Raw genomic sequence first — 19603 nt, 5'->3', positions numbered from 1 at the left:
TCCCGCGTCGGTGCGCAGGATCTCGCCGAACGCCGAGTACTGGGCATGTGGCTCTACCCGAACAACGGGCTGGGCGAGTTCACCGAGGACACCAAGCAGGAGGTGTACTTCTTCCCCGATCCGGAGACCGAGGTCGCGATCGACCCGGTGACGATCAAGCAGATCGTCTCGGTCGGCGACATCACCCAGGAAAGCGAGGAGCCGCACCCGGACTTCGTGGCGGTCATCGGCGACCAGCTGCGGTTCCTGCCGGGCTCTGTGTACGGCACCGTCGACTCCGGCTATCTGATCGGCAACTCCGGCTGGGGCGTCATGCAGCTCGCCTCGCCCGGTGACGCGGACGGCGACGGCTTCGCCGACCTGATCGCTCGCAACACCGCCACCGGGGACCTGTGGGTGTACCACGGCAAGAGCGCGGTGACGCGGACGGCGACGGTGTCCCGGACGGCGGCACCGATCCGGCTTCCCTGGGAGTGGGCGCCAACCGTACGGCCTATGCCACCGGCTGGACCACGACCGCACGCCCGCTGTTCACCGCCTCCGGCGACAGCAATGCCGACGGCATCCCGGACCTGTGGTCGACAACGGCGAACACCGCGGCGGGCCTGGAGTTCCTCCCGGGCCGCCGCACCGGCCTGGTGGGCCCGCCGACGGTGGTCGGCACGGCCGGATGGCAGGCGATCAAACTGATCTCCTGATCCGACCACCCCGTCATGGATGCGGCCGGTCCCTCCCGGCGACCGGCCCGTCATGGATGCGGCCGGTCCCTCCCGGCGACCGGCCGCATCACTGACGAACCGGAGGAAGCGAAGCGTCAGAGGCCTTTCGCTGCGGGCTCCAGAATCGCCACGCACTCCATGTAATGCGTCATCGGAATCATGTCTGCGGGGCAGCAGACAGAGAAACCTGGAGGTCAAGTGGTCTTTCTCAGCCTGGTGTGCACGGTTTCGGGTGGGCGGAGCGTCAGATGAGCGTCACAATCCGACGAATAGCACGAGACGCTACCCTTCCGGCGTTGCCCTGAGCAGTGTCACTAGTCCTCGACCACCAGCCCCTTCGACGCGAGAAGCGGCGCGAGATTGCAGATGTCGATGACGGTCTTGCCCGCCCGATACGCGGAGATGTAGCCGGCCTCGGTGTCGACCCGCTCCTGTGAGGCGGCGACCACCTCGGCGGCGTCCTCGCGGCGGACGACGACCACGCCGTCGGCGTCGGCCCGCATCACGTCGCCGGGGCGGACGAGTACGCCGCCGATGGTGACCGGCTCGCACATCGGTCCGACGGTCTCCTTGACCGTGCCCTTGATGGACACGCTGCGGGAGAAGACGGGGAATCCCAGGGCGCGCAGGTCCTCGGTGTCCCGGACGCCCGTGTCGGTGATCAGGCCGCCGAGTCCCTTGGCCTGGCAGGCGTTGGCGAGGACGTCTCCGAAGGAGCCCGCCTCCTCGTAGGCGCCGGCGGACACGACGACGACGTCCCCCGGGCGGGCGTAGGCGATGGCGGTCTGCAGCATCAGGTTGTCGCGCGGTGCGCACTGGACCGTGAAGGCGGGGCCGCACAGGGACATGCGGTGGTCGACCGGCTTGATGGCCGAGTCCAGCGCCCCGAGCCGGCCCTGTGCCTCGTGGATGGTGGCCGAGGAGAAGGCACGCAGCTGCTCGACGAGGGCGGCGTCCGGCCGCTCGAACTTCGTGCTGACGCGGATCATGACGACCTTTCAGGCGGAGGGAGGGGAGGAGAGGTCGGCGCAGGCCGTCGCGATGCGCGCGCACGCCTCGGTGAGGACGTCCGTGGACGTGGCGAACGAGATGCGGAAGTAGCCGGGTGCGCCGTACGCGGCTCCGTGGATCACCGCTACCTGCCGGCTGTCGAGCAGGTAGCGGGCGAAGTCCTCGTCGTTCTGTATCCGGCTTCCCGACGGTGTGAGCTGCCCGATGGCGTCGTGGCAGTTCACCAGGAGGTAGAAGCCCCCGTCGGGGACGGTGCAGCTGAGCTGTGGAATGTCGTTGACGAGTTTCACGGTGGCGTCGCGGCGTGCGCGGTAGACGCGCACGGTCTCGCGGACGAAGTCCTGCGGTCCCGTGAGCGCGGCGGCAGCGGCGGCCTGGCTGACGGAGGAGGGACAGGAGGAGGTCTGGGACTGCAGCGTGTTGATCGCGGTCACCAGGTCCGTCGGGCCCACTCCGTATCCGATGCGCCACCCGGTCATCGCGTACGTCTTGGAGACCCCGTTGGTGAGGAACACCCGGTCGGCCAGGCGGGGTTCGGCGGCTGCCAGGGACGGGGCGTCCTGGTCGCCGTACCAGATCTCGTCGTAGATCTCGTCGGTGAGGACGCGTACGTGCGGGTGCTCCAGCAACACCTGGGCGAGCGCGCGCAGTTCGGCGGCGGAGTAGGCGGATCCGGTCGGGTTGCCGGGGGTGTTGAGGACGACCCAGCGCGTTTGTGCGGTGATCGCCACCCTGAGCCGCTCCGAAGTCAGCTTGAAGCCGTCCGTCTCGGGGCAGTCGACGACGACCGGCGTGCCGTCGTTCGCGCGGACCATGTCCGGATAGGACACCCAGTACGGGGCGGGGACGATGACCTCGTCCCCTTCGTCCAGGGTGGCCATCAGGGCGAGGAAGATGACCTGCTTGGCTCCGCCGCCGACCGTGATCTGCGCGTCGGTGCATTCCAGCCCGTGGCGCCCGCGGAGTTTCCCGGCGATCGCAGAGCGCAGTCGCGGGGTGCCGTTCACGGGTGTGTACTTGGTCTCGCCCGCCTCGATGGCCCGGATCGCGGCGGCCTTGACGTGGTCGGGGGTGTCGAAGTCGGGCTCGCCCACGGTCAGGTCGAGGATGGTGAGCCCCTGGCTCTTGAGTTCGCGCACGCGCTGCGCCGCCGCCGTGCTGGGCGAGGGGTTGATACGGCGTACGCGCTCTGATGTGTTCATGTGCTCAGCCCTCCCGGCGTTCGAAGTTCAGGCCGCCGGGGACCTGGAAGGTGGGCAGGATCTCGATGTGGCCGATGTTGACGTGCCGGGGCGCGTCCACGGCGAACTCGATGGCGTCGGCGATGTCCTCGGGCTTGAGGGACTCGTAGCCGTCGTAGAACTGCCGCTGGGCCTCCTCCATGTCGCCGAGCAGGCGGCCGAAGATCTCCGTCTCCACACGGCCCGGGCAGATCTCGCTGACGCGGACCCGGCGGCCGTAGCCGTCGACCCGCAGCTGGCGGGAGAGTGTGTGCACGGCCGCCTTGGTGGCGTGGTAGATGGTGTTGCCGCCGAAGTTGTAGACGCCGGCGATGGAGCTGATGTTGACGATGTGGCCGAGGTCGCGCTCGACCATGCCGGGCATGAGCAGGCGGACCAGGTGCAGGACCGCCTGGATGTTGACGGCGACCTGCTCGTCGACGGCGAATTCGTCGGCGGTCAGGATGTTGCCGGTGCGCGAGACGCCGGCGTTGTTGACGAGGACGTCGATCTCCAGGCCGTCCAGGGCGGCGGTGAGCGCCTCGGTGTCGGTGATGTCGACGGCGTGCGGGATGCAGCCGGTGTCGCGGGCGAGGGCGTCGAGCCGTTCGGCGTTACGCGCCACCGCGTGAACTTCGAGGCCGCGCTTGGCCAGTCGCTCGACGACCACGGCTCCGATGCCGGTCGACGCTCCGGTGACGAGGGCCGTCCTGTAGTCGGAGATGGGCATGCTGAAGTGCTCCTTGATGTGGGGGCGTGCGGGTGCGCGTATGTCTGTCAGGCGTCGCGCAGGGGCAGGTGCGCACGGTCCTTCACCCGGGACACGGCGATGAGCGTGCCGACTGCGGTGACGACGGCGTAGAAGGCCGGCATGTTGACGTTGCCCGTGCGGTCGATGAGGTAGGTCATCAGCAGCGGGGCCGTGCCGCCGAAGAGTGCGGCGGAGACGTTGTAGCCCAGGCCGTAGGCGGAGTAGCGCACGCGGGTGGGGAAGAGTTCGACGAGCAGGATGTGGATGACGCCCGTGTGCCCGGCGAACACGACGGCCATGAGGCAGGCGCCGATGACGGCGAGGGCGACGTTGCCGGTGCCGATCAGGAGGTAACAGGGGACGCCGACGACGGCCATGGTGATCGCGGCACCGGCGATGACCTTCTTGCGCCCGACCCGGTCGGAGAGGCGGCCCATGTAGGGGATGGCGATACAGATCGCGACCAGGCTGGAGGCCGTGACGAGGAGGCCCTGGACCTTGGAGAAGTCCAGCTCGCTGCTCATGAAGGTGGGCATGTAGCTGAAGAGGACGTAGTACCCGGAGCCGTTCATCAGGGGGATGAACAGGGCCAGCAGCATGGCGCGGCGGTGCTCGGCGGAGGTGAACGCCTCCTTGAGGGGGTTCTTGGACAGCCCGCCCTCTTCCTTCAGGCGCGTGAAGTTGGGCGTGTCGCTGATGCGCTTGCGAATGTAGATGCCGGTGATGCCGAGCGGCACGGCGAGCAGGAACGGGATGCGCCAGCCCCAGGACTCCATGCGTTCGGTGCCGAGTCCGCTGGTCATGGCGGCGGCGATCAGCGTGCCGGTGAGCAGCGAGAGGAACGACGCGATCTGGGCGTAGCTGGTGTAGAGGCCGCGCTTGCCCTCGGGGGCGTGCTCGGCGAGGAAGCTCATGGCGCCGGACGCCTCACCGCCGACGGAGAAGCCCTGGGCGACGCGCAGCAGGATCAGCAGGACGGGTGCGGCGATACCGATGCTCGCGTAGGTCGGCAGGACGCCGATGGCCGCGGTGGCGACGCTGATGAGCAGGATGACGAAGACCAGCATCCGCTGGCGTCCGATGCGGTCGCCGAGGTGGCCGCAGATGATGCCGCCGAGGGGGCGGAAGAAGAAGGAGACGGCGTAGCCGAGGAAGACGAGTTGGATGGCGTTTTCGGAGCCGGGGAAGAAGACGGCGGCGAGCGTTCCGGCCATGAAGCCGAAGATGCCGTTGTCGTAGAGCTCGGCGAAGATGCCGACGCATCCCGCGAGGGTCACCTTTCGGGCTGTTCTGGGGTCGACGGTGTTGGGTACCGGTTGAGCGGCCACGGTGCTCATGGCTCTCCTGTCTGGGGGCAGGCTGGGGACGAGGGGCGTTCGGCTCCGTGCGGGCGGGCGAAGGGGGCTGCTGCGCGGGTGCGGGGATCAGCTGCCGAGGGGAGCGCGAATGCGCAGGGCGTCGAAGGCCGTGCGGACGCGGGTTCTCAGTGCGTCGACGGCGCCTCGCTGGGTGCGATGGGCGGCGACCGCCTGGTCGAGGGTGCGGTGGCGGAAGCGGATGGTCTGCCCGGGGCGCACCTGCCCCAGGGCGGACAGACCGGTGGCGGTGACGACGGCGAGCACGGGGTAGCCGGCTGTGACGCCGCGGCCGCGGTGCAGTACGAGGAGTTCGTCCCCTGCCGGCACTTCGACGGCACCGATGGGGACGCCGCGGGAGAGGACCTCGCCCTTGGTGACCCGGCGGGGCACGTCGCCCTGCAGCCGCAGACCGATGTGGTTGCTTCGAGGGCTGACGGTGAAGGGGGCGTCGAACAGGCGTCGTCCGGTGTCTCCGAACTCGGCCCGGTCAGGGCCGTCGGTGACGTCGATGATCCAGGTGGTGGGGAACGGGAGGACGGGGGCGTTCAGGCGGAACAGCGGGATCCGTGAGAAGGGGTGGTCGATGGGCGGGCAGGACGTGCGCAGCACGAGTTCGTCGCCGCCCCGCAGGGCGGGGCCGAATCCCAGGACGGTGTCGGGAGCGCAGCTGCCCTGAAGGTAGTCCGCTGCGAACGAGCCGAGCACGGCCAGGTAGACGCGCAGCCCTCGCCGGATGCCGGTGACACGGATGGTCTCGCCGGCCCGCACGGGGACCGGTTCCCACTGCGGGCGGACCACTCCCCCGACGGTCACGTCGGCGGGGGCGCCAGTCACGGCGATGAGGATGTCGCCGGAGGGAACGCACGCGAAGTCGAGAGCCGTGATCTCCAGCAGCGGGGCGCGGTCGTCGTTGCCGCACAGTACGTTGGCGACGCGCGCCGAATGCTGGTCGGCGGCTCCGCCCGCGGGCAGACCGTAGCGGGAGCGGCCGACACGGCCGAGGTCCTGCACGGTGACGATGCCCGCGGTACGGATCGTGAGGGTGTCAGCCATGACACGCCGCCAGGGGCGTGCCGGCGTGGTCGTCCCACTCGTCGGGCGTGATGGGAACGAAGCGGAAGGTGTCCCCGGGCTGGTAGGCGGTGATCGGGTCGCGATGGAGGTCCAGGACGCGCACGGGGGTGCGCCCGAGGAGCGGCCATCCGCCGGGCGAGGGCATCGGGCAGATGACGGCCTGCCGGCCGGCGACGGCGACCGAGCCGGGATCGACGCGGGTGCGGGGCGACGCCAGCCGCGGCACCGGAGTGGGGAAGGGCGGCCCGTCCGTCATCGGCGCCCCCGCGGGCGCGCCGAGGCAGCGCACGGTGAGATCGGACCCGGAGTGGAGGGCGACGACCTCGCTCTCGGTCAGGCCGAGTTGACGGGCGACTTCGGGCAGATCGGGCCCGTACTCGCCGCCGTAGACGACGGGGACGACGAAGCGTCGGGGAGGTGTCGTCCGCGCCGGATTCGGCCCGAGGCGGGCGGCCTCGTGCGACAGGACCCGCCTGACGGTGTCGTGGTCGGTGCGGGTGCAGTCGAACTCCACGAGCAGGGCGTCGTAGGTGGGCACCACGTCGTGGACTCCGCTGAGTCGGACGGCGTCCAGGGCGTCGGCCAGGGCGTGAACGAGCCGCCAGGCGTCTTCGACGTCCAGGCCGATGGCTTTGGCGACCAGGGCGGAGTCACCGCAGTCCGTGATCGTGACGTTGCCATTCATGTCAGGGCCGTTCAGGTCAGGGCCGTTCAGGTCAGGCAGGTCAGGGCCGTTCATGTCAGACGCCCTTACCGCTCAGCACATTGTCGAGCGAGGTGATCCCGACACCGGCGGCGAGGAGTTGCTCGCGGATGCGGCCGGCCAGCGCGATCGCTCCGGGGCTGTCTCCGTGCAGCAGGACGGTGTCGCAGGCGACCGGGACGTCCGTGCCGTCGACGCTGCGGATGACCCCCTCGGTGACCATGCGCAGTGTCCGCCGGGCGACCTCATCGGGGTCGTGGATCACCGCTCCGGGCTCGGAGCGCGGGACGAGGGTCCCGTCGTCGCGGTAGGCGCGGTCGGCGATGCCGACGATGCCCACGCGCAGTCCGCGGGCCCGGGCGGCGTCGGCGAGCTCACCGTCCTGGGCGAGGATGATCAGCGACTCGTCCAAGGAGGCGACGGCGTCCACGACGGCACGCGCGTAGTCGGCGCGTACGGCGACCAGGTTGCCCAGGCGTCCGTGCGGGGCGACGTGCTGCACCCGGGTGCCGTGCGCGACGGCGAACGCCTGGAGGGCACCGATCTGGTACAGCACGTCCGTACGGACCTCCTCCGGGGCGAGGTCCATCGCGCGGCGGCCGAAGCCGACCAGGTCGGGGAAGCTCGGATGGGCGCCCACGGCGACCTGCTTCTCCACGCACGTCCGGACGGTGTCATCCATGATGCGCGGATCACCGGCGTGGAACCCGCAGGCGACATTGGCGGACGTCAGCATCTCCAGGAGGGCTTGGTCGTCGCCCATGGTGTAGGCGCCGAATCCCTCGCCGAGATCGGCGACGAGATCAACCAAATGGGTCATGACGTCCTCCGGGAGGAAATGCGGGGAAGGAGATGCCATCACGTCTTCGTGATATTCGGCGAAAAAGGATCCGCAGTTCTCGGACACAAAACGACGGTCGCGGGCAGACGTAACCCGCGGGAACGATTCACTTCGACATCCGCGGGAACCGATTCACTTCGACTTTGTCGGGCGGTTTCCGGTGTGGATGTTCCGCTCAACTTAATCTCGTGCTCGTGTGATCGCCAATATGCGTTCGGTCTGGCGTTATCGCGAACGGTTATGACCCGCCTCACACCCGAGGCTCGCCGGGACTGTGCTTCAGGGTGGCCCCTCCCTACGATGAGGCTCCTCTCCCCGTGGAAGGCCCCGCATGGACACCAGGCGTCTGTACTCGTTCATCAAGATCATTGACGCGGGGAGCATCACGCGCGCGGCCGACATCCTGCACATCGCGCAGCCCGCGCTCAGCCAGCAACTGTCCGCGCTGGAGACCCAGTTCGGGCAGCAGCTGCTGATCCGCAGCAAACGCGGGGTCGCCCCGACCGAGGCGGGCCGGGCCCTGTACCGGCACGCCCAGCTGATCCTCCGGCAGGTGGACCTCGCGCACGCCGCCGTCGAGGTCTCCGGCCGGGCTCCCGCCGGCAGCGTGTCGGTGGGCCTCGCGCCGTACAGCCTGGGCGCGGCGCTCGCGCTGCCACTCCTGAAGAGTGTGCGCGAGCGCTACCCGGACATCCTGCTGCACATCAACGAGAACTTCGGCGGCGTGATCAGTGAAGCGATCATGACGGGCCGGATGGACATGGCGTTCATCTACGGGGCCGGCCCCTTGCGGGGTGTGCAGTTCGAGCCCGTGCGCACGGAGGACCTGTTCCTGATCGGCGCACCAGGCGCGACGGCCCCGCCGGGACAGGGCGAGGTGGGCCTGCAGGAACTCACCGGCGTGCCCCTGCTGCTCCCCAGCCGGATCCACACGATCCGGCAGGTGGTGGACGCCGCCTTCCAACAGGCGTCGCTCAGGCCGCACGTGGTGGGCGAGGTCGAATCCGCGTTGACGCTCGTCAACGCCGTGGACGCGGACCTCGGCGCCACGGTCCTGCCCTGGTCGGCGGCGCGCGCCATCCTCAACGTCCGCTCCCTGTCCGTACGCCGCATCGTGGATCCCGTCATCCAGGTCAAGCTTTCCGTGGTGACGTCGGACAATCAGCCCCTTTCGGAACCCGCCCTGGCGGTGCACGATCTGTTCCTCGAACTGATCACCACCTTCGACGGGTCCCCCGGCGGGGATAAGGATCGCCAATAGCGTCACACGAATCCGTTATTTGTTTCCGGTGACCGTCCCGGCTAGCGTTTTTGAGAGCCAGCTTCTTTCAATCCCACTTCTTTCGAAACCGGCTGCCGGTCGAAAACGCACGGCTCGTCACTGGAGACATAAATGAAAAAGCGTGTCCTCACCACCCGTGAAAAACTGCCCGGCCGCGGCCTGGAACGCCTGTCCGGGGCGGCGGACGTGGTGGCCTGGCCCGGGACAGGGAAGCCCGGCCCCGCCGACCTCGCCGCGCTCGCCTCCGGGGTGAGTGGCATGCTGGCCCTGGGTAACGATCCGGTGGACGGCGCCCTGATGGACGCGGCGGGCCCCTCGCTGCGGGTCATATCGCTGGCCAGCATGGGTTTCGACAACGTCGACCGGGCAGCCGCCGCCGAGCGCGGCATCGTCGTCACCCACACCCCCCGCGTGCTCGCGGAGACCACCGCCGACCTCGCCTTCGCCCTGACCCTCTCCGCCCGCCGTCGGCTCGGGGCCGCCGGAGCGAGCCTCGCGTCAGGCTCCTGGGGTCTGTTCCGAATGCACGACTACCTCGGTCTGGACATCCACGGAGCCACCCTCGGCCTGATCGGCTACGGTCAGATCGGCCGCGCGGTGGCCCGCCGGGCCCACGGGTTCGGCATGCGCGTCCTCCACCACGACCCCTACGCACCCGACGACGACCTGTCGAGCTCGGTGGATCTGACCACGCTGCTGGCCGAGTCCGACATCGTGTCGCTGCACGTGCCGCTCACCGAGGAGACGCGGCACCTGATCTCCGTCCACGAACTGGCCGCGATGAAGCCCACAGCCACACTGGTCAGCACCTCCCGCGGCGGTGTCGTCGACGAGGAGGCCCTGCTCCATGCCGTCCGGGAGGGACGACTGCACTCCGCCGGGCTCGACGTCTTCGAACGCGAACCGATGGGAACGCAGTTGTCGCCGCTGGTGGCGGAGCCGCACGTCGTCACACTGCCCCACATCGGGTCGGCCACCGAGGCCACCCGTGCCGCCATGGTCGACCTGGCGGTCGACAACATCCTCGACGTTCTCGCCGAACGCCCCGCCCGAACACCCCTCCCCGGCAGCCCGGGGGTGCCGGGCATCCCTGCCGGGGCCGCCGTGGCACGCCCATGAGCCACCCGCTGTTCGACACCACCACGAACTTGCCCGCTGTCGGCAGGTCACGCGGAAACCGCAGGTAGGAGCCATGTATTCGCCCCGACCAGCATCCGCACCCCGGGCAGGCCGCCCCGCCCTGCGGTCGTACGAGCCTCGATCCGGACGACCGTGTCGGTCACCTCGACCGACTCCACCAATACGCACTCGACCGAAGAGAACAGCAGCCCATCCAGCTGTGACAGCACTTCGTCCACGGCGAAGAACTGTCGACCACAGCACCGTCCAGCCTGGCGATTTTCGGGCGAACTCAACCGGCATCAGGCGGAGATCAACGGTCCCCCTGCTTACGCGACCACAGGAAGTGGACAAAAGCCCCATCAGAACGTGCGTCATCCGTCCGTCTGGAATCGCTGCAGCCCGCGCGCAAACCGCCACCGGAGCACCGGAAACCGCGGCTCAGGCACCGTTCCCCACGTCCACCTGTTACGACCACCGGAAACAGGTCGAACCGACAGTCATTCCTCAAAAGATGCAGGTCAGAGCCCCTTCGCAGCAGGCTCCAGAATCGCCACGCACTCCATGTGATGCGTCATCGGAAACAGATCGAACACCCGCAACGTCCGCACCCGATACCCCCCGTCCCGGAAGTACCCAAGGTCCCGCGCCAACGCCGCCGGATCGCAGGCGACGTAGGCGATGCGGCGCGGGTCGAGCGACGCGATGTGTGCGACCGTCCTGCGGCCGGCGCCCGCCCGCGGGGGGTCCAGGACGACGAGGTCGACCTCGGTGATGCCGGTGCGCGGCAGCACGGCCTCGACCTTGCCCTGTTCGATGCGCACCCGGTCGAAGGCGGCGAGGTTGTGCCGGGCGTCCTCGACCGCGCGCTTGCCGGACTCGATGCCGAGGACCGCACCCTGGTCGCCGAGGCGGTCGGCCAACGCCCCCGCGAACAGCCCCACACCGCAGTACAGGTCCAGCGCCATCTCGCCCTTGCGAGGCAGCAGGCCCTGCATGACGGCCGTGACGAGGGTGTCCGCGGCCTTCGGGTGGACCTGCCAGAAGCCTCCGCTGCCGACGCGGTGGGTACGGCCGTCCGCGCGCTCGCGGACGAAGGCGCGGCCGTGGACGCGGTGGACGCCGCCGTCCTTCTCCTCGACCCGCATCACCGAGACCGGCTTGTCCAGCTCGACCAGGGGCAGACGGGCACCCGGTCGCGGCGTGAGAATCACCTGGCGGTCCTGGGAACCCGTCGCCGCGATCGCCTCGACGGACTCCATGCCCGTCCAGTCGCGCTTCTCGATGCCCAGCTCGCTGACGCCCTCGGCGGCGATCATGCAGTGGTCGATCGGCTCCACCTCGTGCGAGCGGTGCCGGCGCAGGCCCGCCTGGCCCTCGGGGGTCACCGCGTACTGCACGCGCGTGCGCCACTGCGGCACCTGGCCCGCCGGAAGCTTGTCGCCCTCGGCCGGCAGCACCGTGCCGTCCCAGCCCGCCTCCTCCGGCGTGAGCCCGGCGAGCCGCTGCAGCTGCTCGGCGACGACCTCGCCCTTGAGGCGGCGCTGCGCGCCCGGCTTGGCGTGCTGCCAGTCGCAGCCGCCGCAGCGGCCGGGGCCGGCGTAGGGGCAGGGCGCCTCGATGCGGTCCTTGGACGCGGACAGGACCGACACCGCGTCCGCGCGCAGGAACCGGGCACCCTCCTCGCCGTCGGTGACCCGGGCCACGACCCGCTCACCGGGCAGCGTGTGCCGGACGAACAGCACCTGGCCCTCGTCGGTACGGGCGATGCAGTGCCCGCCGTGGGCGACGGGGCCGACCTCGACCTCGTACTCCTCCCCCACGAGCGACCGCGCCTGCGACTCCGCCTGCGGTTTGTTCGGTTCTGCCTGCATGGCGGGGTGACTCCAGATGCGTAAGGGGGTGTGACTGCGGGACAACAGCCCACCAGTCTACGTCGGTGTCGACGACTCCTTCGCCCTCTCCTGGGCGGGCCCGCGCCGCACCGAGCCGGGTGCGTTCCACTCCTGCCGCTTGCGGGCCCGCTTCCGCGCCACCTCGGAGGACTGCAACTGATAGGGCACCGAGGTCACCATGACGCCGGGCGTGAACAGCAGACGGCCCTTCAATCGGAGCGCACTCTGGTTGTGCAGCAACTGCTCGTACCAGTGGCCGACCACGTACTCGGGGATGATCACGGAGACCACGTCGCGCGGTGACTCCTTGCGCAGGCTCTTGACGTACTCGATGACCGGCCGCGTGATCTCGCGGTACGGCGAGTCGAGCACCTTCAGCGGTACGGCGATCCCACGCCGCTCCCACTCCTCGCGCAGCGCCTTGGTCTCGGCCGGGTCGACGTTGACGCTGAGCGCCTCCAGGGTGTCCGAGCGCATCAGCTTGGCGTACGCCAGCGCCCGCAGCGTTGGCCGGTGGATCTTCGAGATCAGCACGACCGAGTGCACGCGGGACGGCCGTACGCTGTCGTCGCTCGGGCCCTCGGGGGCCGCGATCTCCTCGGCCACGCGGTCGTAGTGCCTACGGATGGCCGTCATCGTCGCGTAGAAGATCATCATGCCGAGGAGCGCGACCCAGGCGCCGTGCGTGAACTTGGTGACCAGGACGACGACCAGCACCAGGCCCGTGAAGAAGGCACCGAAGGTGTTGATCGCGCGGGAGCGGACCATGTGGCGGCGCTTGGCCTGGTCCTTCTCCGCGGCCAGGTGGCGGTTCCAGTGGCGGACCATGCCGGTCTGGCTGAGCGTGAAGGACACGAACACGCCGACGATGTAGAGCTGGATCAGCCGGGTCGAGTCGGCGCCGTAGATCCACACGAGGAGTCCGGCCGCGCCGGCGAGCAGCACGATGCCGTTGGAGAAGGCGAGCCGGTCGCCGCGGGTGTGCAGCTGGCGGGGCAGGTAGCGGTCCTGGGCGAGGATCGAACCGAGCAGCGGGAAGCCGTTGTACGCGGTGTTCGCCGCCAGGAACAGCACCAGCGCGGTGGCCGCGGCGAGCACGATGAACAGGAAGCTGCCCTTGCCGAAGACGGCCTCGGCGACCTGCGAGATCACCGGGTTCTGGACGTAGTCGGAGCCGAGCGCGACACCGTTGTGGACCAGGTCGACGGCCGGGTTCTCGGCCATGCGGACCTTGGTCACCGACGCCAGAGCGATGATGCCGCAGAACATGGTGACGGCGAGCAGGCCCATCGCCGCCAGCGTGCTCGCCGCGTTCTTGGACTTGGGCTTTCGAAAGGCCGGGACGCCGTTGGAGATCGCCTCGACGCCGGTGAGCGCCGCACAGCCGGAGGAGAAGGCGCGCAGCAGCAGGAAGACCAGGGCGAAGCCCGCCAGGCCCTGGTGCTCCGGCTTGATCTCGTAGTCGGCCGTCGGCGCCCGCAGGGTCTCGTCGAGGACCAGCCCGCGGAACGCACCCCACGCGATCATGATGAAGACGCCCGCCACGAAGACGTACGTCGGAATCGCGAACAGCGAGCCCGACTCCCTGACCCCGCGCAGATTCATCAGGGTCAGCAGCACGATCACGGCGATCGCGCAGAGCACCTTGTGCTCGACCACGAAGGGCACCGCGGAGCCGAGGTTCTCGATGCCGGAGGAGATGGAGACGGCGACGGTGAGAACGTAGTCGACGAGCAGGGCGCTGGCGACGGTGAGGCCCGCCTTGGGGCCGAGGTTGGTGTTGGCCACCTCGTAGTCGCCGCCGCCGCTCGGGTAGGCGTGCACGTTCTGCCGATAGGAGGCGACCACCGTGAACATCAGCACGACGACCGCGACGGCGATCCAGGGGCTGAAGTGGTACGCCGACACGCCCGCGATCGAAAGGACCAGCAGCACCTCTCCGGGCGCGTACGCCACGGAGGACAGCGGGTCGGAGGCGAAGACGGGAAGAGCGATGCGCTTCGGCAGGAGCGTTTCGCCGAGCCGATCACTGCGCAGTGCGCGCCCGATCAGGATGCGTTTGGGCACGTCGGTCAGTTTGGACACAACAGAGGATCGTAGGCGTTCGAACGCGGGACCGCCCACCCGCCACCCCACTTCCGCGACCTGTCTGCTCTCCGGGTGAAATCGGGAACGGTCCGGCTGCGGATTCCGCGGCCCGCGAGGTCCTCGTGCCTATATGACTAATTCCCGACCGTCCCCGACTGTTCGCCCGGCCACTGCCGCCCGCTGGAGGTTCCATGCACACGACCGCAGAACTGATCGGCGCCGCCGGCACCCTCTTCGGCCTCGGCGTCCTCACCCTCATCAGCGTCAGGCGCATCAGCCGTCGTTGATCGCCTCGGATCTCCTTGGCGACACCGATTGGGGTGGCGAGTACCGTTGCACCGAGCACGCCGTCCCCGGCAGCTAAGCCGACAGCCGTCGCACCCGAAGGAGCCCTTTCATGGCCTCTGTGCCGCCGACCCCTTCCGCCGACAGCCGGACTCGTGTGTCCGCGCTTCGAGACGCGCTCGCCTCCCGTGTGGTGGTGGCCGACGGAGCGATGGGCACCATGCTCCAGGCGCAGGACCCCACGCTGGAGGACTTCGAGAACCTCGAGGGCTGCAACGAGATCCTGAACCTGACCCGCCCCGACATCGTGCGCTCCGTCCACGAGGCGTACTTCGCCGTGGGCGTCGACTGCGTCGAGACCAACACCTTCGGCGCCAACCACGCCGCCCTCGGCGAGTACGACATCGCCGACCGCGTGTACGAACTGTCCGAGTCGGGTGCCCGCATCGCCCGCGAGGTGGCCGACGAATTCACCGCCTCGACCGGGCAGCAGCGCTGGGTGCTGGGCTCGATGGGGCCGGGTACCAAACTGCCGACGCTGGGACATGCCCCGTACAAGGTGCTGCGCGACGCCTACCAGCAGAACGCCGAGGGCATGATCGCGGGCGGCGCCGACGCGCTGCTCGTCGAGACCACGCAGGACCTGCTCCAGACCAAGGCCGCCGTCCTGGGCGCCCGCCGCGCCCTCGACGCCCTGGGCGAGGACCGCCCGCTGATCGTCTCGGTGACCGTCGAGACGACCGGGACGATGCTGCTGGGTTCGGAGATCGGCGCGGCGCTGACCGCGCTGGAGCCGCTGGGCATCGACATGATCGGCCTCAACTGCGCCACCGGCCCCGCCGAGATGAGCGAGCACCTGCGCTATCTGTCCCGCCACTCCCGCATTCCCCTGTCCTGCATGCCGAACGCGGGCCTCCCCGTCCTCGGCAAGGACGGCGCCCACTACCCGCTCACCGCCCCGGAACTGGCCGACGCCCAGGAGACCTTCGTCCGGGAGTACGGCCTGTCCCTGGTCGGCGGCTGCTGCGGTACGACGCCGGAGCATCTGCGTCAGGTGGTGGAGCGGGTGCGTGACCTGACTCCGACCGCGCGTGATCCGCGTCCGGAGCCGGGTGCGGCGTCGTTGTATCAGTCGGTTCCGTTCCGTCAGGACACCGCGTATATGGCGATCGGGGAGCGGACGAACGCGAACGGGTCGAGGAAGTTCCGGGAGGCGATGCTGGAGGGCCGCTGGGACGACTGTGTGGAGATCGCCCGCGAGCAGATCCGCGAGGGTGCCCACATGCTCGACCTGTGCGTGGACTACGTCGGCCGCAACGGGGTCGCGGACATGGAGGAACTGGCCGGCCGGTTCGCGACCGCCTCCACGCTGCCGATCGTGCTGGACTCCACCGAGGTCGACGTCCTGGAGGCCGGACTGGAAAAACTCGGCGGACGCGCGGTGATCAACTCGGTCAACTACGAGGACGGCGACGGCCCCGACTCCCGCTTCGCCAAGGTCACCCGACTCGCCCGGGAACACGGCGCGGCACTGATCGCGCTGACCATCGACGAACAGGGCCAGGCCCGCACCGTCGAGCACAAGGTCGCCATCGCCGAACGCCTCATCGACGACCTGACGACGAACTGGGGCATCCACGAGTCGGACATCCTCATCGACACCCTGACCTTCACCATCTGCACCGGCCAGGAGGAATCCCGCGGCGACGGCGTCGCCACCATCGGGGCGATCCGCGAACTCAAGCGCCGCCACCCCGAGGTGCAGACCACCCTCGGCCTGTCGAACATCTCCTTCGGCCTCAACCCGGCCGCCCGGATGCTCCTCAACTCCGTGTTCCTGGACGAGTGCGTCAAGGCCGGCCTGGACTCGGCGATCGTCCACGCATCGAAGATCCTCCCGATCGCCCGGTTCACCGAGGAGGAAGTCACCACCGCCCTCGACCTGATCTACGACCGGCGCGCCGAGGGCTACGACCCGCTGCAGAAGCTGATGGCCCTCTTCGAGGGCGCCACCACCAAGTCGCTGAAGGCCGGGCGGGCCGAGGAGCTGGCCGCGCTGCCGCTCAACGAGCGGCTCAAGCGGCGCATCATCGACGGCGAGAAGAACGGCCTGGAGGCCGACCTCGACGAGGCGCTGCAGACGCGTCCGGCGCTGGACATCGTCAACGAGACCCTGCTGGACGGCATGAAGGTGGTCGGGGAGCTGTTCGGGTCGGGGCAGATGCAGCTGCCGTTCGTGCTGCAGTCCGCCGAGGTGATGAAGACCGCGGTCGCCTACCTGGAACCGCACATGGAAAAGGTCGAGGGCGACGAGGCCGGCAAGGGCACCATCGTGCTCGCCACGGTGCGCGGCGACGTCCACGACATCGGCAAGAACCTCGTCGACATCATCCTGTCCAACAACGGCTACAACGTGGTCAACCTGGGGATCAAGCAGCCCGTCTCGGCGATCCTGGAGGCCGCCGAGGAACACCGGGCGGACGTGATCGGCATGTCCGGGCTGCTGGTCAAATCCACGGTGATCATGAAGGAGAACCTGCAGGAGCTCAACCAGCGCGGCCTGGCCGCCGACTTCCCCGTCATCCTCGGCGGCGCCGCGCTGACGAGGGCGTACGTCGAGCAGGACCTGCACGACATCTACCAGGGCGAAGTCCGCTACGCCCGGGACGCCTTCGAGGGCCTGCGCCTGATGGACGCCCTGATCGGCGTCAAACGCGGGGTGCCCGGCGCCCAGCTGCCCGAACTCAAACAACGCCGCGTCCGCCCCGCCGCGGTCGAGGTCGAGGAACGCCCCGCCGAGGGCGCGGTCCGCTCCGACGTCGCCGTCGACAACCCGGTTCCCGCCCCGCCGTTCTGGGGCAGCCGCGTCATCAAGGGCATCCAGCTCAAGGAATACGCCGCCTGGCTCGACGAGGGCGCCCTGTTCAAGGGCCAGTGGGGCCTGAAGCAGGCCCGCACCGGCGACGGACCGTCGTATGAGGAACTCGTCGAGACCGAGGGCCGGCCCCGGCTGCGCGGCCTGCTCGACCAGCTGCAGCGGGACAACCTCCTCGAAGCGGCCGTGGTCTACGGCTACTACCGCTGCGTGTCCAAGGACGACGACCTGATCCTGCTGGACGAGCAGGGCAACGAGACCACCCGCTTCACCTTCCCCCGCCAGCGCCGCGGACGCCGGCTGTGTCTGGCCGACTTCTTCCGCCCCGAAGAATCCGGCGAAACCGACGTGGTCGGCCTGCAGGTCGTCACCGTCGGCTCCAGGATCGGCGAACAGACCGCGACACTCTTCGAGGCCAACGCCTACCGCGACTACCTCGAACTGCACGGCCTGTCCGTCCAGCTCGCCGAGGCCCTCGCCGAGTACTGGCACGCCCGGGTCCGCTCCGAACTCGGCTTCGCCGGCCAGGACCCCGACGCCATGGAAGACATGTTCGCCCTCAAATACCGCGGCGCCCGCTTCTCGCTCGGCTACGGCGCCTGCCCCAACCTCGAAGACCGCGCCAAGATCGCCGACCTGCTGAAACCCGAACGCATCGGCGTCCACCTCTCCGAGGAATTCCAGCTCCACCCCGAACAGTCCACCGACGCCATCGTCATCCACCACCCCGAAGCCAAATACTTCAACGCACGCTGAACGAAATCCGCGCCCTCCGTGGATGAGGGCATGGACGGAGTTGCGGCATAAGCTCGTCTTCGGGCAACGACGGACGCTGTTGCCCGTTGTTGCCCGGCAGACTGAGAGAGAAGAGTGATCAGGGTGTTTTCGCAGGTCATCGGGATGACCAGGACTGCGGGGTAGGGCCACAAGTGCACATCGTCATCATGGGCTGCGGGCGAGTGGGTTCCGCTCTCGCCCAGACCCTGGAGCAGCAGGGGCACACGGTCGCCGTGGTCGACCAGGACCCCACCGCATTCCGACGCCTGGGCTCCGGGTTCGGCGGCCGTCGGGTCACCGGCGTCGGCTTCGACCAGGACACCCTGCGCGAGGCGGGCATCGAGGAGGCCGGCGCCTTCGCCGCGGTCTCCAGCGGGGACAACTCGAACATCATCGCCGCGCGCGTGGCCCGCGAGATGTTCGGCATCGAGAACGTCGCGGCCCGGATCTACGACCCCCGGCGTGCCGAGGTCTACCAGCGCCTGGGCATCCCGACCGTGGCCACCGTCCGCTGGACGGCCGACCAGATGCTGCGCCGCCTGCTTCCCTCGGGCGCCGAGCCGCTGTGGCGTGACCCCACCGGTGGCGTCCAGCTCGCCGAGGTGCACACCGCCGCGTCCTGGGTGGGCCAGCGGATCAGCCGCCTCCAGGAGGAGACCGGCGTGCGCGTGGCGTTCCTGACCCGGCTCGGCGAGGCGATCCTGCCCTCCTCGCAGACGGTGTTGCAGGAGGGTGACCTGGTGCACGTGATGATGCGCACCGACGAGGTCGACAAGGTCGAGGCGGCGTTCGCCAAGGGTCCCGAAGAGGAGGGCGGTCACTGATGAGGGTCGCCATTGCCGGTGCCGGTGCGGTGGGCCGCTCGATCGCGGGCGAACTGCTGGAGAACGGCCACGAGGTCCTGCTCATCGACAAGGCGCCGACCGCCATCTCGGTCGAGCGCGTCCCGCAGGCGGAGTGGCTGCTGGCCGACGCCTGTGAGATCACGTCCCTGGACGAGGCCGCGTTGCAGCGCTGCAACGTGGTGATCGCCGCGACCGGCGACGACAAGGTCAACCTGGTCGTCTCCCTGCTGGCCAAGACGGAGTACGGCGTTCCGCGCGTCGTCGCCCGGGTGAACAACCCGAAGAACGAGTGGCTGTTCAACGAGTCCTGGGGCGTGGACGTGGCGGTCTCCACCCCGCGTCTGATGTCGGCCCTGGTCGAGGAGGCGGTGAGCGTCGGCGACCTGGTCCGGCTGCTCCGCTTCAGCCACGGCGACGCCAACCTCGTCGAACTGACCCTGCCCGAGGAGTCGGCCCTGGCCGGCACCCAGGTCAGCGACGTGGAATGGCCGGAGGACACGTCCCTGGTCACGATCATCCGCGGCACCCGCGTTCTCACCCCGTCCCAGGAGGACTCCCTGGAGGCGGGCGACGAGCTCCTCTTCGTGGCCGCCCCGGCCCGCGAGGAGCAGCTGGAGGACCTGCTGTCGGTGCGCAAGGACGACGTGGCGAGCTGAGCCCTGCGGCGGTCGACGAGAGCGGTACGACGAAGCCGTACGACGAAGCCGTACGACGAAGCCGTACGACGAGAAGGGGCGCCCTGAGGACTCAGGGCGCCCCT

At 69.3% G+C, this 19603-nt stretch carries 16 protein-coding genes; 6 read left to right on the top strand and 10 right to left on the bottom strand.

The annotated features are described in order from the left end of the window. The first annotated feature begins 45 nt into the window (after nt 1–45). Complete coding sequence (locus tag QFZ76_RS37290; protein ID WP_307677799.1) at nt 46–690, top strand: hypothetical protein; 645 nt, start codon at nt 46–48, stop codon at nt 688–690. Between the two features lie 343 nt (nt 691–1033). Here QFZ76_RS37290 and QFZ76_RS37285 read toward each other — a convergent pair whose 3' ends face one another. The 7 genes from QFZ76_RS37285 to QFZ76_RS37255 all read right to left on the bottom strand — a co-directional run bounded on the left by QFZ76_RS37285 (nt 1034) and on the right by QFZ76_RS37255 (nt 7656). Then, complete coding sequence (locus QFZ76_RS37285; RefSeq protein ID WP_307677798.1) at nt 1034–1708, bottom strand: 4-carboxy-4-hydroxy-2-oxoadipate aldolase/oxaloacetate decarboxylase; 675 nt, start codon at nt 1706–1708, stop codon at nt 1034–1036. Between the two features lie 9 nt (nt 1709–1717). After that, entirely contained in the window at nt 1718–2932 is a 1215-nt protein-coding gene (locus QFZ76_RS37280; protein ID WP_307677797.1) for an aspartate transaminase, read from the bottom strand. Between the two features lie 4 nt (nt 2933–2936). Then, nucleotides 2937–3680 carry an SDR family oxidoreductase gene (locus QFZ76_RS37275; RefSeq protein ID WP_307677796.1) on the bottom strand — a complete coding sequence of 248 codons (744 nt, stop codon included), beginning with the start codon at nt 3678–3680 and terminating at the stop codon, nt 2937–2939. A 47-nt stretch (nt 3681–3727) separates the two neighbouring features. Then, nucleotides 3728–5038 (bottom strand): MFS transporter, encoded by a 1311-nt coding sequence (locus QFZ76_RS37270; protein WP_307677795.1) that lies wholly within the window; start codon nt 5036–5038, stop codon nt 3728–3730. Nucleotides 5039–5125: 87 nt separating this feature from the next. Then, nucleotides 5126–6112, bottom strand: coding sequence for a biotin-dependent carboxyltransferase family protein (locus QFZ76_RS37265; protein WP_307677794.1), 987 nt, complete (start codon nt 6110–6112; stop codon nt 5126–5128). Beyond that, entirely contained in the window at nt 6105–6818 is a 714-nt protein-coding gene (locus QFZ76_RS37260; RefSeq protein WP_307677793.1) for an allophanate hydrolase subunit 1, read from the bottom strand. Before QFZ76_RS37260 ends, QFZ76_RS37265 begins: the two co-directional genes overlap by 8 nt. A gap of 55 nt (nt 6819–6873) precedes the next feature. Beyond that, nucleotides 6874–7656, bottom strand: a complete 783-nt coding sequence (locus tag QFZ76_RS37255) for a LamB/YcsF family protein (RefSeq protein WP_307677792.1) — start codon at nt 7654–7656, stop codon at nt 6874–6876. A gap of 352 nt (nt 7657–8008) precedes the next feature. On the opposite strand from QFZ76_RS37255, the gene nac reads away from it, so the two are divergent. Both nac and QFZ76_RS37245 read left to right on the top strand, forming a co-directional pair. Then, nucleotides 8009–8938 carry a nitrogen assimilation transcriptional regulator NAC gene (gene nac, locus QFZ76_RS37250; protein ID WP_307677791.1) on the top strand — a complete coding sequence of 310 codons (930 nt, stop codon included), beginning with the start codon at nt 8009–8011 and terminating at the stop codon, nt 8936–8938. Nucleotides 8939–9070: 132 nt separating this feature from the next. Next, nucleotides 9071–10078, top strand: a complete 1008-nt coding sequence (locus QFZ76_RS37245; protein ID WP_307677790.1) for a D-glycerate dehydrogenase — start codon at nt 9071–9073, stop codon at nt 10076–10078. A 47-nt stretch (nt 10079–10125) separates the two neighbouring features. Here the strand turns inward: QFZ76_RS37245 and QFZ76_RS37240 are convergent, their stop codons facing one another. The 3 genes from QFZ76_RS37240 to QFZ76_RS37230 form a co-directional block, all read right to left on the bottom strand. Next, entirely contained in the window at nt 10126–10317 is a 192-nt protein-coding gene (locus QFZ76_RS37240) for a hypothetical protein (RefSeq protein WP_307677789.1), read from the bottom strand. Between the two features lie 282 nt (nt 10318–10599). Further along, a complete protein-coding gene (locus QFZ76_RS37235; RefSeq protein ID WP_307677788.1) occupies nt 10600–11952 on the bottom strand; it encodes a class I SAM-dependent RNA methyltransferase in 1353 nt (450 codons plus the stop codon). Nucleotides 11953–12009: 57 nt separating this feature from the next. Then, nucleotides 12010–14058, bottom strand: coding sequence for an APC family permease (locus QFZ76_RS37230; RefSeq protein WP_307677787.1), 2049 nt, complete (start codon nt 14056–14058; stop codon nt 12010–12012). Between the two features lie 400 nt (nt 14059–14458). Between QFZ76_RS37230 and metH the strand changes: the two genes are divergently transcribed. The 3 genes from metH (at nt 14459) to QFZ76_RS37215 (ending at nt 19499) form a co-directional block, all read left to right on the top strand. Then, complete coding sequence (gene metH / locus QFZ76_RS37225) at nt 14459–17977, top strand: methionine synthase (RefSeq protein WP_307677786.1); 3519 nt, start codon at nt 14459–14461, stop codon at nt 17975–17977. A gap of 173 nt (nt 17978–18150) precedes the next feature. Then, nucleotides 18151–18822 (top strand): TrkA family potassium uptake protein, encoded by a 672-nt coding sequence (locus QFZ76_RS37220; RefSeq protein WP_266432794.1) that lies wholly within the window; start codon nt 18151–18153, stop codon nt 18820–18822. After that, nucleotides 18822–19499 carry a TrkA family potassium uptake protein gene (locus tag QFZ76_RS37215; protein WP_266432797.1) on the top strand — a complete coding sequence of 226 codons (678 nt, stop codon included), beginning with the start codon at nt 18822–18824 and terminating at the stop codon, nt 19497–19499. Before QFZ76_RS37220 ends, QFZ76_RS37215 begins: the two co-directional genes overlap by 1 nt. Nucleotides 19500–19603 lie beyond the last annotated feature (104 nt).

This window comes from Streptomyces sp. V4I2 (assembly GCF_030817655.1).
Taxonomy (GTDB): domain Bacteria; phylum Actinomycetota; class Actinomycetes; order Streptomycetales; family Streptomycetaceae; genus Streptomyces; species Streptomyces plumbiresistens.
Note: the sequence above shows the minus strand (reverse complement) of the source record. Positions and strands in the feature narration are given on the sequence as shown.